Raw genomic sequence first — 24,098 nt, 5'->3', positions numbered from 1 at the left:
TTATGTTTACAGGAATCATCGAAGAATTAGGAATTATTACTTCTTTACAAACTAATAAAGAAAATCTGGATATTACCATACGAGCGAATTTCACTTCAGAATTAAAGATTGATCAAAGTATAGCGCATAATGGGGTTTGTTTAACTGTGGTATCTATTAATGAAGATATGTATACAGTAACTGCGATCAAAGAAACGTTAGATAAAACTAATCTTAATACGCTTGCCGTAGGTACTATCGTAAATCTGGAAAGAGGAATGAAATTAGGAGATAGGTTAGATGGGCATATTGTGCAAGGACATGTAGATCAAACTGCGATTTGCAAAGCAATCACAGAAGCTGACGGAAGTTGGTATTTTACTTTCGATTATGATCCTTCATTAAATAATATCACTATAGAAAAAGGATCGGTAACGGTTAATGGTGTTAGTTTAACTGTCGTTAATTCTAAAAAGAACGAATTTAGTGTTGCTATTATTCCGTATACCTATGAGCATACAAACTTTAATACTTTTAAAGAAGGAAGTGTTGTTAATCTTGAGTTTGATGTTATTGGTAAATACGTAAAACGAATTACAGAACTAAGATAGTTTACTGTATAAGTATATAAGTGTAATGAATAATAAATAAAAGTAGAAAGAAGTAGAATGGTAATTATACCAATTCTACTTCGTTAAATTTAAAAAGTGAAACCCTGTTTCTTTCGATCTTTAAGAGTACTCCTCCAAGATCACTTAAAGTAGAGCAGGATTCGAAATCCAATACTTTGCCAAAATACTGGCTTTTTGCATCAATTACTTTATACTGCATAATTCTAGATTTGATTTATTTTCCCAATTTTTCGTTACAGTAGTTCTTTCCCCAAAAAACATACCATATCGTATCAAATTCAAAAGTAAATTTAACAGACATGTTTGGTTTTTTAAAATAAACTTATCAAGTTTTATTAACAAAAGCCATAAGTTTATAGTGTTAAAAACTTGTTTATCAGTAATTTAAATATTTTTCGGTTGCTGTTGTGTTTTTGCTTTTTCTTACAATAAGTTGAAAAATAAAGGCATAAAAGTGAAATATATTTATTGGAATAATTCCAAATTTTGTATTTTTGTATTGGAATTATTCCTAATAATAGAAATATAAATCCTTAATTAAAACTTTAAGGTTTACTTAAGTTTTTTAGGTTAATTTTTTAAAGTCCTGGCATACGTTTTGCAAAAAAAACAGAGATAACTTCAAATTGTATGCTTATGAGGATATGAATACTTAACCCAGTGTAAATTACTCTTATGTTATGAGTGGTATTAACTACGAAATACAAAACCGAAAATTACAATCGTATAAGCATACTTTTGATTATGACTTCTGTAAAAAAAAGTATGATGAATATGCTTATATGACATTAGAAGAGTTTAGAGAATGCTTAAAAGATGCTCAAAAACTAGGAGAGATAGGTCATTTATGTTGTTTTATTTTATGGGTAAAAAATAAGGCAGGGTACGAGTATAGAGATAGTTTGGGTGATTACGGATTGATTCACCTACTATTTCATTGCTTAGAAAATGAACACCATGCAGAAGTGCATGCCGAATATATTCATATGTTATTTAAAGAAGACATTAAGTTGGTATAGCTTTATTTATTCAAAATGATACAAATAAAATACATCTTTTTATATATTATTTAATATCACTAATGATAGTTAATGATTTGATTGTAAGCGGTGCACTCCTCGCAGAGAATTTATTAAATATAATATCAATACAAATCACTAATGATTAATCTTGCCAATTGTTTGTTCATTATATAAGAAACTGTCCATTTTCATAGATTAATTTTCCATCTGCTATTATCTTGCCTCCTTGTGTCATATCAGTAATCATATCCCAATGAATAATAGATTTGTTTTTGGCACCTGTTTGAAAGTACGATTGCCCTACTGCCATATGTATAGTACCTCCTATTTTTTCATCAAATAAAATATTTTTTGTGGCTTGCTGTATATTATAATTGGTGCCGATAGCGACTTCTCCAAAATAATTAGCTCCCGGAACTTTAAATATATCATCTAATAATTCTTGCCCTTCTTCTGCTTTCCAATCTATAATTTTACCATCTTTAACTGTTAGTGTGATTCCTTTTACGATATGACCTTCAAAGACAGAAGGCAAACTAAAATATACTGTTCCGTTTACGCTATCCTCGATTGGTCCGGTAAATACTTCTCCGCTGGGCATGTTTGTGCGTCCATCAGAGTTTATCCATTTTCGTTCTTTAACACTAAACTGTATGTCGGTTCCTTTGGTGATATATTGTACTTTGTCTACCTTGTTTAAATAATCAACAATGTTTTGTTGTTCTTTTCGTATGTTCAGCCAGGATATTTTAGGGTCTTTATCAAATAGGTGGCAAGCGTTAAAGACAAAATGAGAATACTCTTCTAGTGACATGCCTGCCATTTGTGCGCCTGCTTGTGTTGGGTATAAACACAAAGTTCGTTTTAGGCTACCATTGGCCGTTCTTTTATAATAATGTTCTGTTATTGGTTTTAAAGTTTCTTTGTGTTTTCGCTGTTTTTGAGCATCTATATTTTGATTTTCAACAAGATTATAAGGAGCCATAATTTTAAGATAAGCATCAAAATGCTCCATTGCATGTGCATACAATACAGGAGGCTGATTTAATTGCTTTTCTTCAGAATTATCAATTTTAATTTTATGAGCTTCGCTAAACTCTAATTGATATTCTACATGTGCTCCGGCCTTGATAGCAGTTCTAAAAACTTCTCGTACTAATGGTTCTGCAAGTGTTGTGGTTTGAATAAATAATTTATCTCCTGGTTGTATATCAAGGGAGTAGTGTACCAATAGATCTGCGTATTTTTTTAATATAGATGAATTCATTTTTTAGTATTGATTATTCGATTATTGCTGCTGTTGTTACGATTTCAATGAGGCAACCGAGATGTAATTCGGCATTGCCAACTACTGCCCGGGCAGGTTTATGATCTCCAAAAAAATCGGCATATACCTTATCTACTGTTGCCCAATGTGCAACATCATTAATAAAAACTTCATTTCTAATGATATGATTCTTACTGCTTCCGGCTTCTTTTAGTGTGGATTCTATATTCTGTAGTAGTAATTTTATTTGCGCTTCAATGCCTACAGGCACTTCTTTGGTAATTGGATGTATCGGTAATTGTCCGCTTAAATAAAGAGTACCTTTATGTTCTACCCACATAGCATAGTGTCCGTTACTTTTGGGTATGTGTAATGCTTCATTTGTTTTCATGTTTTTTATTTGAGTTGGTTGTTCAAAATGTTGTCTAAATATCCCGTGTGCTTCCTGATATTTTTATGCTAGATCCGATTGTAGGAGTGTATTCTACTATTAGTCGTGATGGAGATCCCATATCTTCTCCCTGGATGATTTCGAATTTACTATTTCCTTTCCAATGTATATCACGCAGATAACCTGCTAGGGCAGCAGCGGCAGCTCCTGTAGCAGGATCCTCATATACTCCTCCAGAAGCAAATGCATTTCTGGAATGAAACACATTATTATTGGTATCTAACCACAGTAAACTTATGGTGACCAGACCTTCTTTGAGCATAAGAGTTTTGGTTTTTTCGAATTCATACTTCATATCGGCTATCGTTTTTCTATCGTTTACAACAAGAATAAGATGTTTAGCTCCTGCAAAAGCATATCGAATCGGGAAATCTGCATGAAGTGCCGTAGCAGGAAGGTTAAATAAACCAAGAACATCATCTATAACCGATTGTGGTGCTGGTTTTGACCAAGTTTCTGGTGATTGTAATGTTACTTTAAAATCATTTTCTGCGGTTTTTTTAACTGCAATACTGATTTCTCCATTGTTTAAAAACAGTTTGTAGGTTCCTTCTCCATGGCTTTGTCCCAAACCAGCTCCTGTAGCAATGGTAGCATGACCACAAAAATCAACTTCTATTTCAGGAGAAAAATACCGAATACGCCATCCGTCATCTTTAGGATGTAAAAAAGCAGTTTCAGAGAATCCCACTTCTTTAGCAATGCTAAACATTTCTTCTTCTTTCGGCATTTTGTCTGTTATTACAACACCGGCAGGATTTCCTCCTTTATTGTTATAAGAGAAAGCCGCTATTTTTTGAATTTTTGTTGTTTTCATATGGTTATTGAGGTTTTAAACACAACTACTGCATTACCTGTAATTTGTACTTGTTTTGGTTGATTATATACACAGGTCACATGAACATTCATATAACCAGTACGGCCCATTTTTTCACCTTGTTTGATTTTAAACGTAAATTCTTTACCATTATGTGTAACCAATTCATGATGAATCAAATAAGCGCCTAAAGGACCATTAGCATTACCAGTGACCGGGTCTTCGTTTATGCCTATGGCCGGAGCAAACATGCGTCCATCAATCAAACAATCCTTATCGGTAGCATCAAACGTAAAAACATAATACCCATTACATCCAATTATTTTACTGAGTCCACTAAGCTTATTGTTATTGGGTTTAAGAGCATTAAGTGTTTTATTACTTTTGATGCCTATCATTACTTTAGAATGTCCTGTAGAAGCAATTTGAATAGGGCATTTTTCATCTATATCGGTACTTTTTAGCCCAAGTGCAGCTATAATTTGCTGTTGAATTTTTTTATTAAAAGGTGGCTCAAAACTGATAGCACCTTGTGTCATTTCTATTTTATAATCATCATCTTTTTTATAGATAGTAAATGGTAAAACCCCTACTTTGGTTTTCATCCTTAATACACAAGAATCAAGATTTTCGGATATGGCTTTGGCATACATAGCGGCAATAGTTGCATGACCACAAATAGGAACCTCTACCGTAGGTGTAAAATATCGTATAACACCATCGTTATCTTTGTTATCTGGAGGAAAGATAAATGCTGTTTCAGAGTTGTTTAATTCTCGTGCGATTGCCAACATTTGTGTATCATCTAATCCTGTTGCATTAATTACAACTCCTGCAGGATTTCCTTTAAATTTTTCTTTGGTGAAAGCATCTATTTGATATACGGTGAATTTTTTCATGCTACTGTTTTTTTTTAAATCGCCATAAAACGATCAATGTCTTTTTGAGTAGTATAGAAATTCTTTATCTACTCTACGTTGTCTACACTACTGTAAATTCAATTGTTCCCAGAGATTCGTATAAAGCAGTATAAGCACCTTTGGTTAGTGGTACTATTTGTCCAACTGTACCCGTCATAAGGATGTGTTCTGGAGTAATTGAGTATTCTTGATCCAAGGTCTTGTTGATTAGCCATACTAATGATGTCCATTGATCTCCCATAGCGTCACTTCCTTTTCCTCTGCTAATTTCTTCTTCATCCAATGCCAGGGTTATAATTTTTTCATTGATATCTATATTGGGATTCATTGGTTTACCTTGAATAATTACAGCACCTGCACCATTAGTAGCGATCATATCTTTTTGAGTTAATCTGGACATATCAGGATGTTTAATATCCGGGATTTCGATCATAGGTATAATTTCTTTCACCAATTCTTTTATGCTACCTAAGGTTACTTTTTTTGTGATTACTGATTTCATTCGGTAACCGATTTCTGTTTCCAGAATTGGGTTTTGAAATTCGGAAAGTTTAATTTCTGTAGTATCGTAATGAAGTCCAGAAGCAAATCGTACAGCCGCAAGTGGTTGGGTTGCACCAAATTTTTTCTGAGAACCTTCAGAAGTCATTCCAGCTTCGTAAGCCACTATGGTATCATTTTGTGATACTTCCTGCACCAAATATTTCTGAATCTGATAAGCTTCATCTGAAGTTAATACTATATCATAATCTGCCAGATATGGTAGCGAACCTTCTTTTTTGTATGCTGCCATCATTTCTGACCTGTAGACTTTATTTTTCATAAATTCTTGTTTCAATTAAATTTTTATCAGCATCTCTTAAAACACAATAACTCGGCAGATTCTTTAATTATTCGTTTTTGATCTTCTATTTGATCTCTTTTTTATAAATTAAGATGATTTATGCGATCTATTTAATGTCATACAGATTGTTGAAATAGATACTATTTAAATCTCGAGGCATCTTCGGCTCCCGGAACACTAAAAGTTTTTAACCAATCTGTAATAGATCGGATAGAAATTTTGATAGTACCCTTTTCTCTTACTTCTGAACAATCATTTGGCAAACATTCTACATTACAATTCATAATTATGAGTATTTAGGGATTAATAATAATTTTTAATTTATTTTTTATAGTTAATCTGCTATAGCGGTAAATTCTATTTCTACCAGCATATCAGGATTAATTAGTTTGGCTATTTCTACCATTGCAGTAGTGGGTTTTATAGTCCCAAAATATTCTCCATGAGCTTTTCCTATAGCTTCCCATTGGGAGATATCGGTAGTATAAATTCTTGTTCGTATTACATGGTCTAAGCTATATCCCATCTCTTCTAAAACGTTTTTAGCAGTTTCTATAATTGTCTTGGTCTGAAGATAAGGGTCGTCTACGCCAATAATATTACCATCTTTGCCAGTAGCGGTGGTGCCAGAAACCTCAATGATATTTCCTACTTTTACAGCTCTGGAGTATCCTACAATATCTTCCCAGGGGCTACCAGACGAAATGTTTTTTCTGTTTTTCATTTTTATATAGTTTTATACTTTATTTTTTTTGCTTTCATAATATTTTCTGGCTTTTACCTCATTACCGCATGTATCCATATTACACCATTTTCTACATTTGTTTTTACTAGAATCAAAGTAAATCCATCCGCAATTACCGCACTCTTTTACTCGGTCTATTTCTTCAGACATCAATAGTTCATGAGCCGCTTTTCCAATTTTTAAAATATAGCTATTCAGATCATTTGGATCTATCTCTAAATGTTCTTGGGGTTTATTATCTACGACAAAAATTTTTGTAGACCTTCTTATTTTTTGTAAGAGTGTATCAAAACATTTAAGATCTTTTTCTTTGATTTCTCTATGAAAAACTAGCCCTTGAAATACACGGTGTAAAAATTCTCTTTTTCTTATAATTTCCTTTAGATTGAAGCTGGCTTCTTCAAAATTTGATGTTTTATCCTCTAAAATATCAACACGTTTTAACCAGGCAATCCATTCCTCTTTTCCGGTAAGGTAATCTATAGGATCTGCAACCAGTCTATCTTTAATCGTATTGATGAAATCGAGGGATAGATGTCCTCCGTCTAAAAGGATATTTTGTATATGTTCTACGTTATTCATAGTGCAAAGTAAAATAATTATAACCAGTAAAACAAGTTTTGGTAGTAAAAATATTGTTTTATATTTGCACCAGTATAATTAATTTTAGTGGTATGAATTATAAATCAAGTGTAATTACGAGAAAATGGCATGGAAAAATTAATGCCAAAGATGCCGAGGAATACTTGCAATACTTAATAGAAAGTGGTATTGCAGATTATAAATCTGTTGACGGAATACTAAGTGTAGAAGTTTTAAGAAGATTTGAAGATGATATCTGCCATTTATGGACGGTGACCCAATGGAGAGATTATGAGAGCATTAAAACTTTTGCTGGAGAAGATTATACCAAAGCAAAGTATTATGATAGAGACAAGGATTTTCTTCTTGAGTTTGAAGAAGAAGTACAGCATTTTGAAACGTTTATCTTTTAAAATAAAGGATGCATTTCAGTTTAAAAATTTCTTAAAGAACCAAACCATAAATAACATATATCTATAATGACTAAAATAATTACGTTTCTGTTTTTGATACTAACTATGCTTTTTTGGGCCGCTAATTTTCATGTGGTAAAAATAGCTTTAGAGTTTTATTCGCCCGTAAGTGTGGCTGCTTTACGATTTTTCTTCGGAGTTGTCTCGTTGTTTCTTCTTGTATACCTTAGGTTTGGTAACTCATTATTTAAGATCAGGTTTTCTGCAAAAGAATGGTGGTATATGTTTCTTACTTCCTTTTTCGGAATCTTTTTAACCATATACTTTTTTAACCTTGGCCTAAAAACTACCAGTGCGGTAAATGGATCTCTTATTATTGCAACTAGCCCTGCGATTACTGCTGTTTTTACTTTTTTATTGCAAAGAAAAAAAGTAAAACTAATACAATGGATTGCTATTGCGATTAGTTTTTTTGGAGTAGCTATTATTTTGGTAAGAGGGGATTTTGGGAAGCTGGCAGAATTGCAGTTCGAAATCGGAGATGTTTATATCCTGGGTATGGCTATTGTGTTTTCGCTTTCCCAGGTTATTGTAAGTAAATATCTCCCTCATGTAGATGCTGTCGTGATGACCGCGATCACTTCGCTGATGGCCTTTGTTTTGTTTGCGATTTTTTCACTACCAGAATTTATAGCAATCGAAGTTCCTACAGATGTATCTTTTTGGAGTAGTATTTTATTTATGGGGATATTAGGAACCGGAATCGCATATACTGCATTTTATTTCTGTGTGGTTAAATTAGGTGCAACAACCTCGACATTGTTTATGAATCTTATTCCATTTTTTACAGTACTACTTGCATTTCCTTTTGGAGAAACGTTATATGCCGAGCAGCTCATAGGAGGAGGTGTAGTAATTATTGGTCTATTACTATTTGGATTTACTAAAAAGAAAAGATGAAAAATATTCTGGAGTGTAGTAATTGGTTAAATAAATAGGCATTCATCCCATTCGATTTCATAATTTGTTGAATGCGAAATTATACTTAGACCGATCCCAACCATACCTTCTAGCAAACTAAAAGGCTTTGACCAATTTCTTTCACCCAAATGAATAGGATAGTAGATATCTTGATTTTCGTCAAATTTAGCCATATTGTCCCCGATTTTTTTCCAATATTCAGAAGATTCTTTAAAAGCTTTTTGGCTGGTTTTATGAAATAATTTCCCATAAATATGAAACAACCCATAAGCTCCATGGCAAAGACCTGCATCTAAAACCGAATTCTCTTTTAGATCTCTTCTTTTTGAGGAATGAATTAATATGCTAATTGCTTCTTTTTCAAGTTCTGTATTTTTGGTAACCTCGGCTGTTTTTAATAATGATAAACCTATTCCGATATCACCATAACACCACCCTAAACGACTTAAGTGCTCTTCTTTTGTTTGAGAAGCATATTGATAAGTGGGAAATAAGGAAATGATGTTTTTTGAAACATTTTTAGTAGATAAGATATAGCTATACGTACCTTTTATTAAGCGAGAAGTTTTTTCATTAGCAACACCTTCTTCATATACCAGGCATAAAAAATATAGAATGCTGGGAACCCCATGTGCAAGCCCCAAATCAATGTTTGTCTCATTTTCTATGTCAGATTCTTGTGAGGATTCCCACATGAAACCTTTTTGGTTTTCAATCTTCGAATTGTCTAAAAAACTAATCAATTCATTAATTATGCTTCTATATTTTCTTTTTAAAACAGCATCTTTGGTAGTCTTATATCTTTTAATAAAAAACACTCCATAACCAATAGCTCCATGCAGAAAATCATAGTTTTTCTTTTCGATATTTGTAACCATAACTTCGTAGATAAAATCTTCTGCTTGAGAAAAAAAATCATCGGTTTCAATTTCGATAATATTATTTTCTTCTAAAAATTGTAGTGCCCAAAAGAAACCTGTGATACCGTTGCCATAACTAGGATCGTTATATCCGTTATTAATTTTTTTTAGCCCTTCTGAAATTAAAGATTTTGCTTTTTCAAACTCTTCTTCACTCTCTAATAATCGAGATAATAAAAAACGAAAAATCATGATTCCAGAAATTCCCGAAATTATACCCAAATTATCTTGTCTACGTTCATTTTTGTCAATCGTGCTTTTTATCTTGTTTAAAATGGATACGTTGTCTTTTGTCATGAACATTTTTATTTGGTTCAAAAAGCAGCAAGAAAAATCTTGCTGCTTCAATGATTCACTATATTTTATCTACAGCCAATAGAATACCACTGTCCACTGCAACAAGTTTTAATCCCAGTAAACCTTGTGTTGATACTTGTTCCTGCTTCTTCTAGCATCTTTCCTCCTTTTACAGATTCTAAAGAGCTGATGGTCATTTTGTTTAAATTTAATTTGCCTAAACTAACTTTTTTGTCTTTCATAATTAGAATGATTTTATATGTATAAGGCGAACCATTAAAGACACTCACCTAATATGTCTATCCTTCGCGAGGGAATATTGTGCTACAAAACTCATTTGGTTTTGCGTTAATTCTGTAATAAAAATTCATGAATCAGAGTGAGGTATTTGTTTTAATACATTTTTGTTTTTCTCTGTATAAAATCGTCCCTAAGTTTAAAATTGATTTTTTTCATGATTATGAGATATGTTATGACATGACAACCTCCTTTACCCAGAAATAGCTTAAAAAATGTAGATAGAATCAAGGTTTAAGAGATTGTATAGCTATTTTTTGATTTGAGTAAAGATAAAAGCGAAGGCTTTGTTATGACAAGAGGAATAGCTAATGATTTATAAATTTTCACAGGTATATTTATAAATCTTAACCACTGTTTTGGTTTTAAAAACACCTGTTATTTGGGTATTGACTTTTAAGATAGGAGGTAAAAACAAAAAGCTGTTTCTAATACAAGAAACAGCTTTTTAACTATGTGGTCCCACTTGGGCTCGAACCAAGGACCCCCTGATTATGAGTCAGGTGCTCTAACCAGCTGAGCTATGGGACCTAAAACGGAGGGCAAATTTAAGGATTTGATATAAACACGCCAACATTTTTTTCTATTATTTTAATTGTCTTTTATTCTTAAACCAGATAAAGGCTTTGATTCTTCTTTAAAAAATAGAAAAAGAAATATAAAAATGATATTTTTTATTTTGTAATATCCTGATCAACAGATTTTTCCTGGCATAACTCTATCAAAACCCCATTTGTACTTTTAGGATGTAAAAAAGCAACCAATTTATTATCAGCGCCAGGTTTAGGTACCTTATTGATTAATTGAAACCCCTCTTTTTCTAATCGATCGAGTTCTAATTCGATATCATCGACATCAAAAGCGATGTGATGAATACCTTCTCCTTTTTTAGAAATAAATTTTCCGATAGGTCCATCCTCTCGGGTACTGGCCAGTAATTCTATTTTACTATCTCCTACTTTAAAAAAAGAAGTGATTACAGCTTCGCTTTCTACGGCTTCTTGCTTATAAGGAGCAACTCCCAAAAGTTTCTCGTATAATGTATTTGCTTGCTCGATATCTTTGACTGCAATACCCAGGTGTTCTATTTTATTGATATGGTTCATAATATACTTTTATCACTATGTCGCAAAAATACATATAAATTGTACTTTTGCACTATGGAAACAAACAGACAGAAAAAAATTGGAGGAGTATTACAACGCGATGTAGCCGATGTAATACAACTTGCATTACGTGAAGCAGGAGTACAGGGGATTTTGGTTTCCGTGACCAAAGTAAGCGTAACGACAGATCTCTCTATTGCAAAAGTATATATGAGTGTCTTCCCACATCAAGAAGGAGAAAGAGTACTAAAAGAAGTAAACCAGGTAAAATCACAAATAAAACACCAGGTAGCGCAGCGCACCAAAAATCAATTACGTCGTATGCCAGAATTATCTTATTTTATTGATGATTCTCTTGAGTATATTTCTAATATAGAAGAAGCTGTAAAAGGAAAAGAAGATCCTATTCATAATCCAGAACTTCTCGAAAAACGTAAAAAGAAGTAATTTTTAATACTCCTCACAAAATAGAAAAATCATAGAAAGTAAAAGAAATAGAATTTTCTTTTCTCTTATCTTTATTGCAGAATTAAAATTTCATACACATCTAATGCTCATCATAAGGATTTGAATTTTTCATACTACATCGCAAAGCGATACTTGTTTTCTCCTGGTAGCAGCAACGCAATTAATATTATTACAATTATTGCTGCAACTGGAGTAGTTATAGGAGCGATGGCATTATTTCTTGTGTTATCAGGATTTGCAGGGCTTAAGGATTTTAGCCTTCAATTTTCTTCGTATTTTGATCCCGATCTCAAGGTTTTTCCGTCAAGCGGAAAGACATTTACATTTACCGATACTCAAAAAGAAAAGCTAGCTAAACTTGATGGAGTTGCTCATTTTTCTGAAATAGTAGAGGAGCGTGTTTTCCTGGAGTTTGCAGGTAAACAAAAGATGTCCTATATCAAAGGAGTAGATGCTAATTATCACAATGTTATTCATACCGATAGTATACTGGTGTTTGGAGATTGGCTAACCAATAATGATTTCCAGATTGTTGCGGGTAATGGGATTAGCAGAGAACTTAATATGGGGGTAGAGCAAACCTATACAAACCTGCTTAGTATTTATGTGCCAAAGCCGGGTAAAGGTATTCCTAGTGATCCTTCAAAAGCATTTAGATCAGAGAAAGCTGTAAATATTGGGGTGTATAGTGTAAATGAAGAACTGGATAAAAAATACATTTTTGCAACTACAGGATTAGTGCGCAAATTGTTAGAGTTGCCAGAAGACAAAGTAACTCATATAGAACTTAAGTTATTACCAGATGCTAATGAAGAAGTGGTGATAGAAGGATTGCAACAGATTTTTGATCATAGTGTGATTGTAAAAAACAGGATGCAGCTTAATGATACATTGTATAAAATGTTAAATACCGAGAACTTAGTCTCCTATCTGGTGATTACGTTAATTGCTATTATTGCTTTGTTTAATGTTGCCGGAGCAATTATTATGATGATTATTGATAAGAAGAGTAATGTAAAAACACTTTATAATGTAGGGGCTTCTCTACCGAGTATTAGAAAAATATTTCTGTTTCAAGGTTCGCTTATGACCGTTTTGGGCACAGTATTAGGTTTATTATTAGGATTTATAATCATCGTGTTACAGCAGCAGTTTGGATTGTTAATGATTACACCTTCGTTACCGTATCCTACTCGTATTACTGTGATTAGCTTTGTTGTAGTGTTTTTTACGATTACTATTATCGGTTTTATCGCTTCTTTATTGGCCTCTAGTAGAATTAATCAGAAGTTAGTGAATTGATGCTTGTATAGTTTGAAGTAATATAGTACTATTCTAAAAAACTATATTACAAATGAGCAAACTAAAATATCTTATGAATTAGATTCTGAATAACAAAAAATTATACGAACTCGAATCCTGAAAATGTTGACTGTACTTCGTCAAAAGCAGCAAATACATCCTGGGAGAGATCACTGGTTACCATTTTGGTACGGTATTCTTTAAAATGTGGTATTCCTTTAAAATAATTGGTATAGTGTCTACGGGTTTCAAAAACACCTAGTTTTTCACCTTTCCAGTCGATTGCCATTTGTAAGTGTCTACGCGCTGCATTTACTCGCTCTTCTATAGTTGGTGGCGGTAAATGTTCACCAGTTTTAAAGAAATGTTTTACTTCCTTAAAAAACCAAGGATAACCAATACTGGCACGACCAATCATGGCTCCATCAAGACCATATTGATCTCTCATTTCCATAGCGCGCTCGGGAGTATCTACATCACCATTGCCAAATACGGGAATATGCATTCTCTGGTTATTTTTTACTTCGGCAATAGGCTTCCAGTCTGCATTACCTTTATACATCTGTGCCCGGGTACGACCATGAATAGAGATGGCCTTGGCTCCTACATCCTGTAACCGTTCTGCAACTTCTACAATTCTAATAGAATTATGATCCCAACCTAATCGTGTTTTTACAGTAACAGGTAATTTGGTGTGTTTAACCATGGCTTCGGTAAGAGAAACCATAAGATCGATATCTTTAAGAATCCCTGCTCCGGCACCTTTACTTACTACTTTTTTTACAGGGCATCCAAAATTAATATCAATAATATCGGGGCCAGATGCTTCTACAATCTCAACAGATTTAAGCATAGAATCCAGGTTGGCGCCAAAAATCTGAATACCAACCGGACGTTCTTTTTCATAAATATCAAGCTTCATAACACTTTTGGCAGCATCACGAATTAGCCCTTCGCTAGAAATAAATTCTGTATATACTACATCGGCACCTTGCTCTTTGCACAATGCACGAAAAGGAGGATCGCTTACATCTTCCATTGGGGCTAATAACAAAGGGAATTCTCCTACATCTATGTCTCCTATCTTGGCCACAGCAAATCTTTTTTTTGGCAAAAATACAAATTCTTTAAGACCTTACAGATCTCTATGACCTGTGAAGTCTTGTTTTTTTGAAATGGGTGAGATCTAAAAATACTGAGAGAGATAGTATAAACCTTCTAAAATCGATTATATTTGCAAGTCATTAAGAGGATGAAAATTGCGTGAGGGATAGGAGTAAGCTACCGTGTAGCACGGATAGCCCGACCCATAATGTAATGCCGGGTCACGCCCAAAACTTATTTGAAAAAGAAGAATGAAAAATATTAGAAATTTTTGCATTATTGCTCATATTGATCATGGTAAGAGTACATTGGCCGATCGATTATTGGATTTTACAGGTTCGGTAACTGCTCGCGAAGCACAAGCACAATTGCTCGACAATATGGATCTGGAACGTGAACGCGGGATTACTATCAAGAGTCATGCGATCCAGATGGAGTATACCTATAAGGGAGAAGAGTATATACTGAATCTTATCGATACCCCTGGTCATGTGGATTTTTCGTATGAAGTATCTCGTTCGATAGCGGCATGCGAAGGAGCTTTGCTGGTTGTAGATGCTGCACAAAGTATACAGGCACAAACGATTTCTAATTTATATTTGGCTTTAGAAAATGACCTGGAAATTATTCCGGTACTTAATAAAGTAGACCTGCCAAGTGCTAATCCAGAGGAAGTAACAGATGATATTGTAGATCTTTTGGGATGTGATGCAGAAGAAGTAATTCCTGCCAGTGCAAAAACCGGAATTGGGATCGAAGAGATTCTTGAAGCTATTATAGAACGTGTTCCTGCTCCCGAAGGAATTTCTGATGAACCTCTGCAAGCTCTTATTTTTGACTCTGTATATAACCCATTTAGAGGAGTTGAAACTTATTTTAGAGTTGTGAATGGTGAGATTAAAAAAGGACAACAGATCAAGTTTGTAGCTACAGGTAAAAATTATTTTGCTGATGAAATAGGTACCCTGAAACTAAATCAAGTACCTAAACAAGTGATCAAAACGGGAGATGTAGGATATCTTATTACTGGTATTAAAGATGCACGCGAAGTAAAAGTAGGAGATACAATTACTGATGCGAAAACACCAACGCAAAATGCTATTGAAGGTTTTGAAGATGTAAAACCAATGGTATTTGCAGGGATTTATCCTGTAGATACAGAGGACTATGAAGAGCTTCGTAATTCTATGGAAAAATTGCAGTTAAACGATGCATCATTAGTATTTGTTCCCGAGAGTTCGGCGGCCTTAGGTTTTGGTTTTAGATGTGGATTCCTGGGGATGTTACATATGGAGATTATTCAGGAACGACTGGAGCGTGAATTTAATATGACCGTGATCACTACAGTGCCCAATGTGTCGTACCATGCATTTACCAATAAAAATCCTGATGATATAATTATTGTTAATAATCCTTCTGATTTACCAGACCCTTCTTCTATGAATCGTGTAGAAGAACCCTATATAAAAGCTTCTATTATTACCAAATCTGATTTTGTAGGTTCGGTTATGTCTTTGTGTATCGAAAAACGAGGAGAAATAACAAACCAGACCTATTTAACAACAGAACGGGTTGAGCTTACTTTTGATATGCCTCTGGCAGAAATAGTTTTTGATTTTTATGACCGATTAAAAACGGTATCAAAAGGATATGCTTCTTTTGATTATACACCTATCGGTATGCGAGCCTCTAAACTGGTAAAGGTCGATATATTGCTTAACGGAAATATTGTAGATGCTCTATCTGCCTTATTGCATAAGGATAATGCTTATGATGTAGGTAAGAAAATATGTGAAAAATTAAAAGAACTTATCCCGCGCCAGCAATTTGATATCCCAATACAGGCAGCAATTGGAGCAAAATTTATTGCTCGTGAAACCGTAAAGGCTCTTCGTAAAGATGTTACAGCCAAATGTTATGGTGGTGATATTTCTCGTAAACGTAAATTACTAGAAAAGCAGAAAAAAGGAAAAAAACGAATGCGCCAGGTAGGAAATGTAGAAATTCCTCAGGAAGCATTTATGGCAGTATTAAAATTGAATGACTAGAGATTTTGATTATTAGTTCCTTATAAATAGGCTTAGTTTATTTGTTGTGCAATTCAAATAAAGTGCCTATTATAGCGTTGTTTTTTTATAACCTAAGAATTTACCTATGCTAAACCCCCAATTAAAGCAGAGCCTAAAGGTCTTATCTTTTATAATTTTCTTTATTTTTTGTTTTCTGTCTTGTAGTAAAGATGATGATACTATAAACTCTACTGATACTGGAGTTGACCCAGACCCTTCGGGAGAACAAACTGTTTTTGCAGAAAATTTTATTTTAGGAAAAGACAGCAAACTTATAAACTATGTTTTATCAGAAGCAGATTATAATAAATTTATTGCCGGAAATGGTGATTTTGCTATGGTGTCTAAAAAGGTGTATGAGTATTTAAATGATAATTTTGATTTTATTTTTATACTCTCTGTTGAAACCGAACAACCTAATGGTTTGTATTATGGAGTAAATCAGAAAGTTAAAAACGATGTTCAAGGTGTGGGATCATCTATTTACGATAATACTGCATCGTATGGTTCTAAAGGTGTATTAAAGAGTGTTATTCATATGCCTAGAGTAGAATATATTAAAAACGGCCCCTTTTTACATGAAATCATGCATTATTGGGCAAATTATAATTTTATCCCAACCACAGTTGGTGGTCATTGGGGGTATTCTAGTGTAGGAGGACAACTTGGTGGTTTTGATGAGCTTATTGATTTAGGAGGCGGTAATTATCAAGGAAAGATAGATGGTGAAGAAGGATTTGGCACTTTTGCCAATGGAGGAAACACGCTTGCTTATGGGAATTTAGAATTATACCTTATGGGGTTAATAAAAGAAAATGAACTTAAATCGGTTCAGGTAGCAGAAAACCCACAAGCAGTTGCAGCGGGAGGTAAATTTATGGCAGATAAAATTACAACTTTTACAGCAGCAGATCTGATTACAAAAAATGGAGCTCGTGTACCTTCTGAAGAGAATTCTCAAAAAAACTTTAAAGGAGTTACGGTAGTTATCTCTACTTCAAAATTAGATGACGAAAAGATTGCATCTATTAATAAAGATCTAGATAATTTTGCTAAAAAAGGAACTCCGGATTGGGGTAGTTTTTTCTTTAACTTTTGGCAAGCGACAGGAGAAAGAGCTACTTTTGAGATTGAAATCTCTCAGGAAGATATAAAATAGTTAATTTTAACGGGCTTTTTTAGCTTCTATCATCTTGTGTAGCATGTATTCTACACCATTCTCATTATTGCTTTTTGTTGAGTAATTAGCAATTGCTTTTACGTTTGGATGGGCATTTTCCATAGCAAAGCTATACGTTGCTTTGGTCATCATTTCGAGATCATTGTTGTAATCTCCAAAAACCATGGTCTCTTCTGGTAATATATTATTGTTTTTTTGCAATTGTTGTAGTGCATGACCTTTGTTGGCAAGGTTATGAGAAAGGTCTAGCCAGATTTCTCCAGATACTTTTACTTTCAATTTGTTTTCTAGATGTTTTAAAGCAGGATAGAGATATTCTTCTGCTCCTTTTTGATTACAAATCGCAATTTTTAGGTATTGATCATCGATTACTTCTGCAAGATCTTCTACAATTTCATATCGATAATAATACTCATTAAACATATCGATAAAATCTTGCCCGTAATCTTCAATATACCCTCGTTTTCTTCCACAAACTATTACCTGCGAACCCTGTAATTTTTTAGCGATATCAAGCAATTCGAGATACGTTTCGCGATCGATCTCTGTAGTCTGAAGTTCTTTGTCCTGTTGCATAGTCAAAGCTCCGTTTTCGGCAATGACATAGATATCATCTTTAATTGGTTTTAGTTTGTCAATAATACTATAGTATTGTCTTCCACTAGCAGCAACAAAGGTTACGCCCAGGCTATTTAGCTCTTCAAAAAGCTCAAAAAAACGACGACTTACTTCACCATTAGTGTTAAGAAGTGTGCCATCCATATCTGTAGCAACCAATTTGATTCGTGATAGATCCATAGTAATTTATAATTTTAAATGGTAAAGGTATTAGAGTTAGGGTAAATACAGAGTATTATAACTGTAAAATTTGTATTAAATTGCTAGTAAATAAAGAGCTTTGATAGGTTTGATAAATACCTGTTAAGACAGATTAAATATTAATTAAAGGAATCCTGAGTTATGTCGGGGCAATACCATGAAATTTTTCCAAAAAGAAATACAATTACCATCATACCCTAGAGGTTTTCACTTGATTACGTCTAAAATTCTTGCTGAAATAAGTGAGATAAAACAAATACAGATAGGTCAGTTACAGGTATTTATTAAGCATACATCTGCTAGTCTTACTATAAATGAGAATGCAGATCCTACAGTACGACAGGATTTTGAAAGTCATATGAATATTATGGTTCCAGAAAATGCTTCTTATTATATACATACCTATGAGGGACCTGATGATATGCCTGCTCATATTAAAGCTTCATTGATGGGAACTTCTGTTTTGGTTCCTATTACTAACGGAGAATTAAATCTAGGAACATGGCAAGGTATTTATCTCTGTGAACATAGAGATTACGGTGGAGTAAGAACATTGGTTCTAACCGCTAATGGGGTATAAAGATTAGGACTTATCAAGATTATATAAACCAATAATGCACCATTCTAGTGCATTATTGGTTTATATGAGCCTAATTTGGCGTTATAATTTGAAATAACTCTACGATTCTAAAACCATTGTGCCCAAGGTATTCTTGATAGCATAAGAACCCAGGCAACGGTATAGAAAATAGCTAGTGTTTTAAATTTAGGTGTAGAGGTAAGTTTCTTTTTATGTTTAGAGTATCCCATTGTGATAAAAACAATGGTTAAGATCATCACCGTAGGATGCTCTACATTATATAATCGTAATGTAGCATCTTTCATAATTTCTCCCATTTTGTGAGTTCCAGAGAACCAAACGACCATAGGAGATACAAAGAAAATAATAATACCTATTAAAAGCTGGATATGAGTAACAATAAGTGCAAATAGAGAAACTCTAAAGTCTTTTGGAGCATATTCTCTTTTGGTAAAAAAACCAGCAAGGGCATTAATAGTGGCTAGTGTAACGATAAGAACAACAAGATAAGCCCAATACGAATGGACGATTTGAATAGCTTCGTACATAATGATGTGTTTAGTTTATTCAAAGGTACATATAATGCATAAAAAAGCCTCATCCTGATAAGATAGGAGTCTTTATTTAGACTTATTCTACAAAACGCTTTGTCTATTTACACTTATTGTTACTCATAATAAGTTTAGGTATACATGATATATCCAGTTTATTCTAAAGCTTCCTCTGGGACCTCTCCTGTTAAGGTTTCTAAAAATAGATGAATCTCGTTAATCTGCTGCGGATTTAATTTTTGATTTAATTGAGTTTCTCCCATAATTGCAATCGCTTTTTTAAGATCTTTAACACTGCCATCATGAAAGTAAGGAGCTGTTTTTTCTATGTTAAGCAACGAAGGCACTTTAAACATATATTTATCGGCTTCATTTTTAGTGAGGTCAAACCTACCGTTATCTATTTTTTCACTGTCTGTATACTCCCAATAATTTACAGTAAGTCCGAATTTTTGATACATATTACCTCCCAGTAATGCTCCTGTATGGCAAGTAATACAACCAACACTTATAAAAGTTTCCATACCTTTCTTTTCATATTTGTTTAACGCAGAACCATCACCGGCCATGTATTTGTTAAACTTAGAAGGAGTAATTAGTTTTCGCTCAAAAGCACCAATGGCTTTTTCTATGTTTCTGTAGGTTATTGGGGCTTTCTCTTCTGGAAAAGCTTTGGCAAAAAGCTCAACATATTCTTCGATTTTTGATATTCGATCCACTACTGCTGTTTCGCTAGGCATTGCCATTTCTATTGGATTTAGTATAGGGCCTCCGGCTTGTGCTTCAACATCGGGTTCTCGCCCATCCCAAAATTGGGCCATATGTAGTGCTGCATTTAGAGTTGTAGGAGAGTTGCGCCCTCCTGGTTTACCATCGTTACCTATCGAAAAAGGCTGATTGTCAACTCCATATGTCTTTAGATTATGACAGGTATTGCAACTTTGTGTATTGTCTTTAGAAAGTCGTTTGTCATAATAAAGTGTTTTACCCAGGGTTACTTTCTCATGAGTTATGGGATTATCTGGGTTTTCTGCTATTTTGGGTAATACACCAAAAATTTCTCGAGCTTTCTTATCAGCTTCTGATACCGTAACTGCTTTATTTCCGATTGAGGAGACAGGAATGTAATCTTTGCTTTTTTGTTTAGAATCGTTTTTACATCCTATACATACTGCAAGGATTACCCCCCATTGAAGTAAGTTTTTCATAGTATTGTTTTTTGTGTTAATATATATATGTTCAAGTTGGATTTTGTACTGTCGTTATCATATAGGGATACTTACAAAAAAACAGTGTTTTTTTTGAAAAAAAAATAAAACCATTGTAAGTATTTTAATATCAGAATTTTACAACGGTTTTTGTGATGGTTTATTATTTGTTTAGATATGGAAAATACTAAAGATCAGAAGTTAAGAGCATAAAAAAACCTCATTCGAAAATCGAATGAGGTTTTTGATATTTGTTTTTATAAATTCTCTTAATTGAATATATAACGTAATCCTACTTGCATTTGCCATCTAGATGATTGAAGACCGTTATCATCTATTTGTTCAATTCCGTCTTCAAAAGAACTAGCGTCAAAGGTAAACTCAGGATCTGCTGTTCCACCTCTTACGGTTTCAATTAACGCAACATTTCCAGGGATAAATTTACGTTTTCCCCAATCTTTATTTAAAAGATTAGTAAAGTTGAAAATATCAAGTGAAAGCTGAAGCGTATTTTTCTTGTCGCCAGTGTTGATATAAAAATCCTGTAAGAATTTTAAATCAATAGCATGACTCCAAGGACCTCTGTCTCCATTACGTTCTGCATATCCACCCCTTCTTTTTCTTAAATAATCATTTCCTTCTATAAAAGCATCTAATGCAGCCCACTGTTCTGCAGGAGTTGCAGATCCCGGGATTATGTTTCCGTCATCATCTCTAAAAGGAACAAGATTAATTTCACTTGCGTTTGAAGGGATGTAGATAAGAGCGTTATCCCTAGAATCATCATTTAACAGATCTCTACCTTCTCTATAAACAAAAGAGTGAGGAGCACCTTGTGTACCTTCATAAAACAATGCAATTGTTGATTTCATAAACCCTAGATACTCTTTTTCATAACTAACGTTAGCAGAAAAACGAGACCCTTGAGAAAAATCAGATCTTGATCTTGGGATGTTAGAGTTCTTACCATTTACCGTTTGAATATTTCTCCACTGTGAACTGTTTTGCGAAGAAGTACCATCAAAAATAGATTCTGATTCACCATAAGAATAGGATACACTTCCCTGAAATCCGTTATCAAAAGGTTTTCTTAGGGTAAAAGATGTATTATAAGAGAATCCTTCACCAGTATTAGTTCCAAGAATTATTCTTCCATAAGTGTTATCGATTCGATCTCCAAAACTATCACTGTAATATGGTCTGTTATCAGCACCATTTAAAGTTCCTTCTGGTCCGCGAATATTTAAGTTTTGATAGTAAATATTAGTAATAACATCTGTGTATAAAAAGTCTGCACTAGCAATTAATCCCCAAAGTGGTAATTTTTGATCAATTGCTATATTGTATTTCATTACCTGAGGTAATTTTAGATCAGGAGTGAAAATGTCGACATTTCCTGCTGTTTCTCCGGTTCCTGGTGCTACGGCTACCGGCTGTTGATTAACATTTGGGTTAAAAGTTATTGTAGAAGGATCTAGATTAAATCCACCGGTAAATCCACCAGTAATACCATTATTGTTGTATGAACCACCTGGCCATACTAATGGGATTCTTGAAGTAAAAATACCAAAACCACCACGTATTTGAGTAGTCTTGTCATTTTTTACATCCCAGTTAAATCCAACACGAGGAGATAAATGTGCGGAAGGTCTTATTTTTTTACCTACTCTTGCTCCTTGAAGATCTTTTCCTGCAGCTTCAAGAAGAGGGATAGTTCTATCATTAAAATCAGCATTTTCAGCACCCGCATCAAAAATAGGAACATCAACTCTTAATCCAGCTGTTAGTTTAAAATTATCGGTTACACTTACTTCATCCTGAACATAAAAACTTGGTTGGTATAATTTAAATTCTGATGCTCCAGAAGACTCATCACCTACAGCAGTACCACCTACTAGAGAGTACCCTTTTTGATATTCATCAATAATACCATTATAGAAATCACTTAAGCTATTAAAAGTGTAATCTCCATAGTTAAAAGCGAAAAATAAATTTTTAATTTTTGAGAACTCATGTTGGGTACCTATGGTTACGGTGTGTCTACCACTATAAATCTCGAAATTATCGGCTATATTAACAATATCCTGATCTAATAGGTTTGCAGTAGAAAAAGGTTCTGCTCCAAAAGAGATTGTTCCTCCACCATCGCGAATATCAACAGTTGGAAACGGATTACCAGAAGGGTCACGATCATCTCTTACAGATTTATAACCAACAAGTAAGTTATTAGAAGCCCAGTTTCCTATAGACGAACTAAATTCTAAAGTAGTTTCATTTTTAGTACTTTTAAAAAGCTCAGAACCATTAATAAAACCAATATTTCTGTTACCACTATTTCTTGCTTCTAAATTATCAGCCTTTACAAAATTGTGCTTTACACTTAATTGATGGTTATCATTAATATTCCAATCTAATTTAACAGTTAATTTATCACTGTCTAATGTTCTTGTGTTATTGTCAAACCCACCAGTATCATAACCATATGTAGTCTGTAAGAAATTAGATAGCCCTTGAATATCAGCCAAAGAAGCATTTCCTTGATAGTTACTAAAGTTAAATGGCTGTGGAGTTTCTTGTTCTTCTCTCTCATAATTAACAAAATAAAATAATTTGTCTTTTATGATTGGACCACCAATACGAGCTCCGTAAATTTTTGCAGAATAATCAGATAATTTTTCTCTTGACTCTCCAGTTCCTACTAAATCTGGAGGAGTTTTTCCTGAAAGACTTTCGTTTCTAAAATACGTATAGGCAGATCCTTCTATGTTATTTGTTCCTGATCGAGTGATTGCATTTATAGCACCCCCTGAGAATCCTGACTGTCTTACGTCAAAAGGGGCTATGTTAATTTGAAAAGTTTCAATTGCATCTATTGAGAATGGGTTTACCCCTGTCTGACCACCATCAGTACCTGATCCAGCAAGACCAAATACATCATTACTTACACCTCCATCAATATATAAAGCATTGTATCTATTATTTTGCCCAGCTAAAGAAACAGAAAAACCATCGTCTCCTTCAGTTATTTGAGCTTGAGGAGTAATTCTTACAAAGTCGGCAACAGATCTTGATACCGAAGGTAAAGAATTAATTTGCCTCTCTGTTACCGTAGTTTCTGTACCTGTTTTACCAGAATCAAAAACACTATTGTTTGTTACCGTAATTATAACTTGTTCAAGTGCACTAGCTTCTTCAATCATTTGAGTGCTTATATTTTGCGAGTCTCCTAATTGAAGAAAAGTATTGTCTTTTACATAATCCTTAAAACCAACATAAGAGATAGTAACCTTATATGGTCCACCAGTTCTCATATTTGCTATTCTGTAAAAGCCATCAAAATCGGTAATTGCACCATATTTTGTTCCAGATGGAGTGTGGATCGCAACTACATTGGCACCAGGAAGAGCTTGTCCTGTATTATCAGTTATCTTACCATTAATGGAAGATTTAGTTACCCCTTGCGCAAACGTTTCCCCAACGACTGCCATAAGGATTACAACAAATAAAAATGTAATCTTTTTCATGAGTGTGTTTTAATAGTTTT

General features: G+C 33.8%; 26 protein-coding genes and 1 tRNA gene. 9 read left to right on the top strand and 18 right to left on the bottom strand.

The window, feature by feature from the left end; translation table 11 throughout:
- The first annotated feature begins 2 nt into the window (after nt 1–2).
- Nucleotides 3–590, top strand: coding sequence for a riboflavin synthase (locus ATO12_RS05830; RefSeq protein ID WP_034240018.1), 588 nt, complete (start codon nt 3–5; stop codon nt 588–590).
- Nucleotides 591–654: 64 nt separating this feature from the next.
- On the opposite strand, the gene ATO12_RS25965 is transcribed toward ATO12_RS05830, so the two are convergent.
- Nucleotides 655–810 (bottom strand): hypothetical protein, encoded by a 156-nt coding sequence (locus ATO12_RS25965; protein ID WP_159099330.1) that lies wholly within the window; start codon nt 808–810, stop codon nt 655–657.
- Between the two features lie 481 nt (nt 811–1,291).
- On the opposite strand from ATO12_RS25965, the gene ATO12_RS05825 reads away from it, so the two are divergent.
- Nucleotides 1,292–1,630, top strand: coding sequence for a hypothetical protein (locus ATO12_RS05825; protein ID WP_034240015.1), 339 nt, complete (start codon nt 1,292–1,294; stop codon nt 1,628–1,630).
- 169 nt (nt 1,631–1,799) lie between these two features.
- On the opposite strand, the gene ATO12_RS05820 is transcribed toward ATO12_RS05825, so the two are convergent.
- From ATO12_RS05820 to ATO12_RS05790, 8 genes are all read right to left on the bottom strand, one after another.
- Nucleotides 1,800–2,900: an aminopeptidase gene (locus ATO12_RS05820; RefSeq protein WP_034240013.1), complete on the bottom strand. Its 1,101-nt coding sequence runs from the start codon at nt 2,898–2,900 to the stop codon at nt 1,800–1,802.
- 13 nt (nt 2,901–2,913) lie between these two features.
- Nucleotides 2,914–3,291: a RidA family protein gene (locus ATO12_RS05815; protein WP_034240011.1), complete on the bottom strand. Its 378-nt coding sequence runs from the start codon at nt 3,289–3,291 to the stop codon at nt 2,914–2,916.
- A gap of 34 nt (nt 3,292–3,325) precedes the next feature.
- Complete coding sequence (locus tag ATO12_RS05810) at nt 3,326–4,168, bottom strand: PhzF family phenazine biosynthesis protein (RefSeq protein ID WP_034240009.1); 843 nt, start codon at nt 4,166–4,168, stop codon at nt 3,326–3,328.
- Nucleotides 4,165–5,067: a PhzF family isomerase gene (locus ATO12_RS05805; protein ID WP_034240008.1), complete on the bottom strand. Its 903-nt coding sequence runs from the start codon at nt 5,065–5,067 to the stop codon at nt 4,165–4,167. Before ATO12_RS05805 ends, ATO12_RS05810 begins: the two co-directional genes overlap by 4 nt.
- An 82-nt stretch (nt 5,068–5,149) precedes the next feature.
- The gene (locus ATO12_RS24640) at nt 5,150–5,911 is read right to left on the bottom strand and encodes a 2-keto-4-pentenoate hydratase (protein ID WP_131248780.1); all 762 of its coding nucleotides are present in this window, start codon (nt 5,909–5,911) and stop codon (nt 5,150–5,152) included.
- A gap of 161 nt (nt 5,912–6,072) precedes the next feature.
- Nucleotides 6,073–6,216, bottom strand: a complete 144-nt coding sequence (locus ATO12_RS25960; protein WP_165583340.1) for a hypothetical protein — start codon at nt 6,214–6,216, stop codon at nt 6,073–6,075.
- Nucleotides 6,217–6,266: 50 nt separating this feature from the next.
- Entirely contained in the window at nt 6,267–6,656 is a 390-nt protein-coding gene (locus ATO12_RS05795; RefSeq protein WP_034240005.1) for a RidA family protein, read from the bottom strand.
- Nucleotides 6,657–6,668: 12 nt separating this feature from the next.
- Nucleotides 6,669–7,259: a CGNR zinc finger domain-containing protein gene (locus tag ATO12_RS05790; protein ID WP_034240003.1), complete on the bottom strand. Its 591-nt coding sequence runs from the start codon at nt 7,257–7,259 to the stop codon at nt 6,669–6,671.
- 92 nt (nt 7,260–7,351) lie between these two features.
- Between ATO12_RS05790 and ATO12_RS05785 the strand changes: the two genes are divergently transcribed.
- Nucleotides 7,352–7,672, top strand: coding sequence for a hypothetical protein (locus tag ATO12_RS05785; RefSeq protein ID WP_034240001.1), 321 nt, complete (start codon nt 7,352–7,354; stop codon nt 7,670–7,672).
- 66 nt (nt 7,673–7,738) lie between these two features.
- Nucleotides 7,739–8,632 carry a DMT family transporter gene (locus ATO12_RS05780; RefSeq protein WP_081801978.1) on the top strand — a complete coding sequence of 298 codons (894 nt, stop codon included), beginning with the start codon at nt 7,739–7,741 and terminating at the stop codon, nt 8,630–8,632.
- Nucleotides 8,633–8,658: 26 nt separating this feature from the next.
- On the opposite strand, the gene ATO12_RS05775 is transcribed toward ATO12_RS05780, so the two are convergent.
- From ATO12_RS05775 to mce, 4 genes are all read right to left on the bottom strand, one after another.
- Nucleotides 8,659–9,870 (bottom strand): lanthionine synthetase C family protein, encoded by a 1,212-nt coding sequence (locus tag ATO12_RS05775; RefSeq protein WP_034239998.1) that lies wholly within the window; start codon nt 9,868–9,870, stop codon nt 8,659–8,661.
- 65 nt (nt 9,871–9,935) lie between these two features.
- The gene (locus ATO12_RS26585; RefSeq protein WP_262482570.1) at nt 9,936–10,067 is read right to left on the bottom strand and encodes a hypothetical protein; all 132 of its coding nucleotides are present in this window, start codon (nt 10,065–10,067) and stop codon (nt 9,936–9,938) included.
- A gap of 557 nt (nt 10,068–10,624) precedes the next feature.
- Nucleotides 10,625–10,698, bottom strand: a tRNA-Ile gene (locus ATO12_RS05770).
- A 143-nt stretch (nt 10,699–10,841) separates the two neighbouring features.
- Nucleotides 10,842–11,273: a methylmalonyl-CoA epimerase gene (mce, locus tag ATO12_RS05765; RefSeq protein WP_034239996.1), complete on the bottom strand. Its 432-nt coding sequence runs from the start codon at nt 11,271–11,273 to the stop codon at nt 10,842–10,844.
- Between the two features lie 54 nt (nt 11,274–11,327).
- On the opposite strand from mce, the gene rbfA reads away from it, so the two are divergent.
- Together rbfA and ATO12_RS05755 are read left to right on the top strand one after the other, a co-directional pair.
- The gene (rbfA, locus tag ATO12_RS05760; protein WP_034239993.1) at nt 11,328–11,720 is read left to right on the top strand and encodes a 30S ribosome-binding factor RbfA; all 393 of its coding nucleotides are present in this window, start codon (nt 11,328–11,330) and stop codon (nt 11,718–11,720) included.
- A gap of 120 nt (nt 11,721–11,840) precedes the next feature.
- Nucleotides 11,841–13,043: an ABC transporter permease gene (locus ATO12_RS05755; RefSeq protein ID WP_034239992.1), complete on the top strand. Its 1,203-nt coding sequence runs from the start codon at nt 11,841–11,843 to the stop codon at nt 13,041–13,043.
- Between the two features lie 100 nt (nt 13,044–13,143).
- Here the strand turns inward: ATO12_RS05755 and dusB are convergent, their stop codons facing one another.
- Nucleotides 13,144–14,136 carry a tRNA dihydrouridine synthase DusB gene (gene dusB / locus ATO12_RS05750; protein ID WP_034240456.1) on the bottom strand — a complete coding sequence of 331 codons (993 nt, stop codon included), beginning with the start codon at nt 14,134–14,136 and terminating at the stop codon, nt 13,144–13,146.
- A 262-nt stretch (nt 14,137–14,398) separates the two neighbouring features.
- Between dusB and lepA the strand changes: the two genes are divergently transcribed.
- Together lepA and ATO12_RS05740 are read left to right on the top strand one after the other, a co-directional pair.
- Entirely contained in the window at nt 14,399–16,195 is a 1,797-nt protein-coding gene (gene lepA / locus ATO12_RS05745) for a translation elongation factor 4 (protein ID WP_034239989.1), read from the top strand.
- A gap of 106 nt (nt 16,196–16,301) precedes the next feature.
- A complete protein-coding gene (locus ATO12_RS05740; RefSeq protein ID WP_034239987.1) occupies nt 16,302–17,375 on the top strand; it encodes a hypothetical protein in 1,074 nt (357 codons plus the stop codon).
- A gap of 6 nt (nt 17,376–17,381) precedes the next feature.
- On the opposite strand, the gene ATO12_RS05735 is transcribed toward ATO12_RS05740, so the two are convergent.
- Nucleotides 17,382–18,194 (bottom strand): Cof-type HAD-IIB family hydrolase, encoded by an 813-nt coding sequence (locus ATO12_RS05735; protein WP_034239986.1) that lies wholly within the window; start codon nt 18,192–18,194, stop codon nt 17,382–17,384.
- Nucleotides 18,195–18,372: 178 nt separating this feature from the next.
- Here ATO12_RS05735 and ATO12_RS05730 point away from each other — a divergent pair, with 178 nt between their 5' ends.
- The gene (locus tag ATO12_RS05730) at nt 18,373–18,795 is read left to right on the top strand and encodes a secondary thiamine-phosphate synthase enzyme YjbQ (RefSeq protein ID WP_034239984.1); all 423 of its coding nucleotides are present in this window, start codon (nt 18,373–18,375) and stop codon (nt 18,793–18,795) included.
- Nucleotides 18,796–18,902: 107 nt separating this feature from the next.
- On the opposite strand, the gene ATO12_RS05725 is transcribed toward ATO12_RS05730, so the two are convergent.
- The 3 genes from ATO12_RS05725 to ATO12_RS05715 all read right to left on the bottom strand — a co-directional run bounded on the left by ATO12_RS05725 (nt 18,903) and on the right by ATO12_RS05715 (nt 24,078).
- Nucleotides 18,903–19,343, bottom strand: coding sequence for a hypothetical protein (locus ATO12_RS05725; RefSeq protein ID WP_034239981.1), 441 nt, complete (start codon nt 19,341–19,343; stop codon nt 18,903–18,905).
- Between the two features lie 158 nt (nt 19,344–19,501).
- Nucleotides 19,502–20,554: a cytochrome-c peroxidase gene (locus tag ATO12_RS05720; RefSeq protein ID WP_051575638.1), complete on the bottom strand. Its 1,053-nt coding sequence runs from the start codon at nt 20,552–20,554 to the stop codon at nt 19,502–19,504.
- 269 nt (nt 20,555–20,823) lie between these two features.
- A complete protein-coding gene (locus ATO12_RS05715) occupies nt 20,824–24,078 on the bottom strand; it encodes a TonB-dependent receptor (RefSeq protein WP_034239978.1) in 3,255 nt (1,084 codons plus the stop codon).
- Between the last annotated feature and the right edge of the window lie 20 nt (nt 24,079–24,098).

It is taken from the genome of Aquimarina atlantica, from assembly GCF_000626715.1.
GTDB classification, from domain to species: Bacteria; Bacteroidota; Bacteroidia; order Flavobacteriales; family Flavobacteriaceae; genus Aquimarina; species Aquimarina atlantica.
The sequence above is the reverse complement of the archived record's forward strand: the minus strand, read 5'-3'. Positions and strand labels throughout refer to the sequence as shown.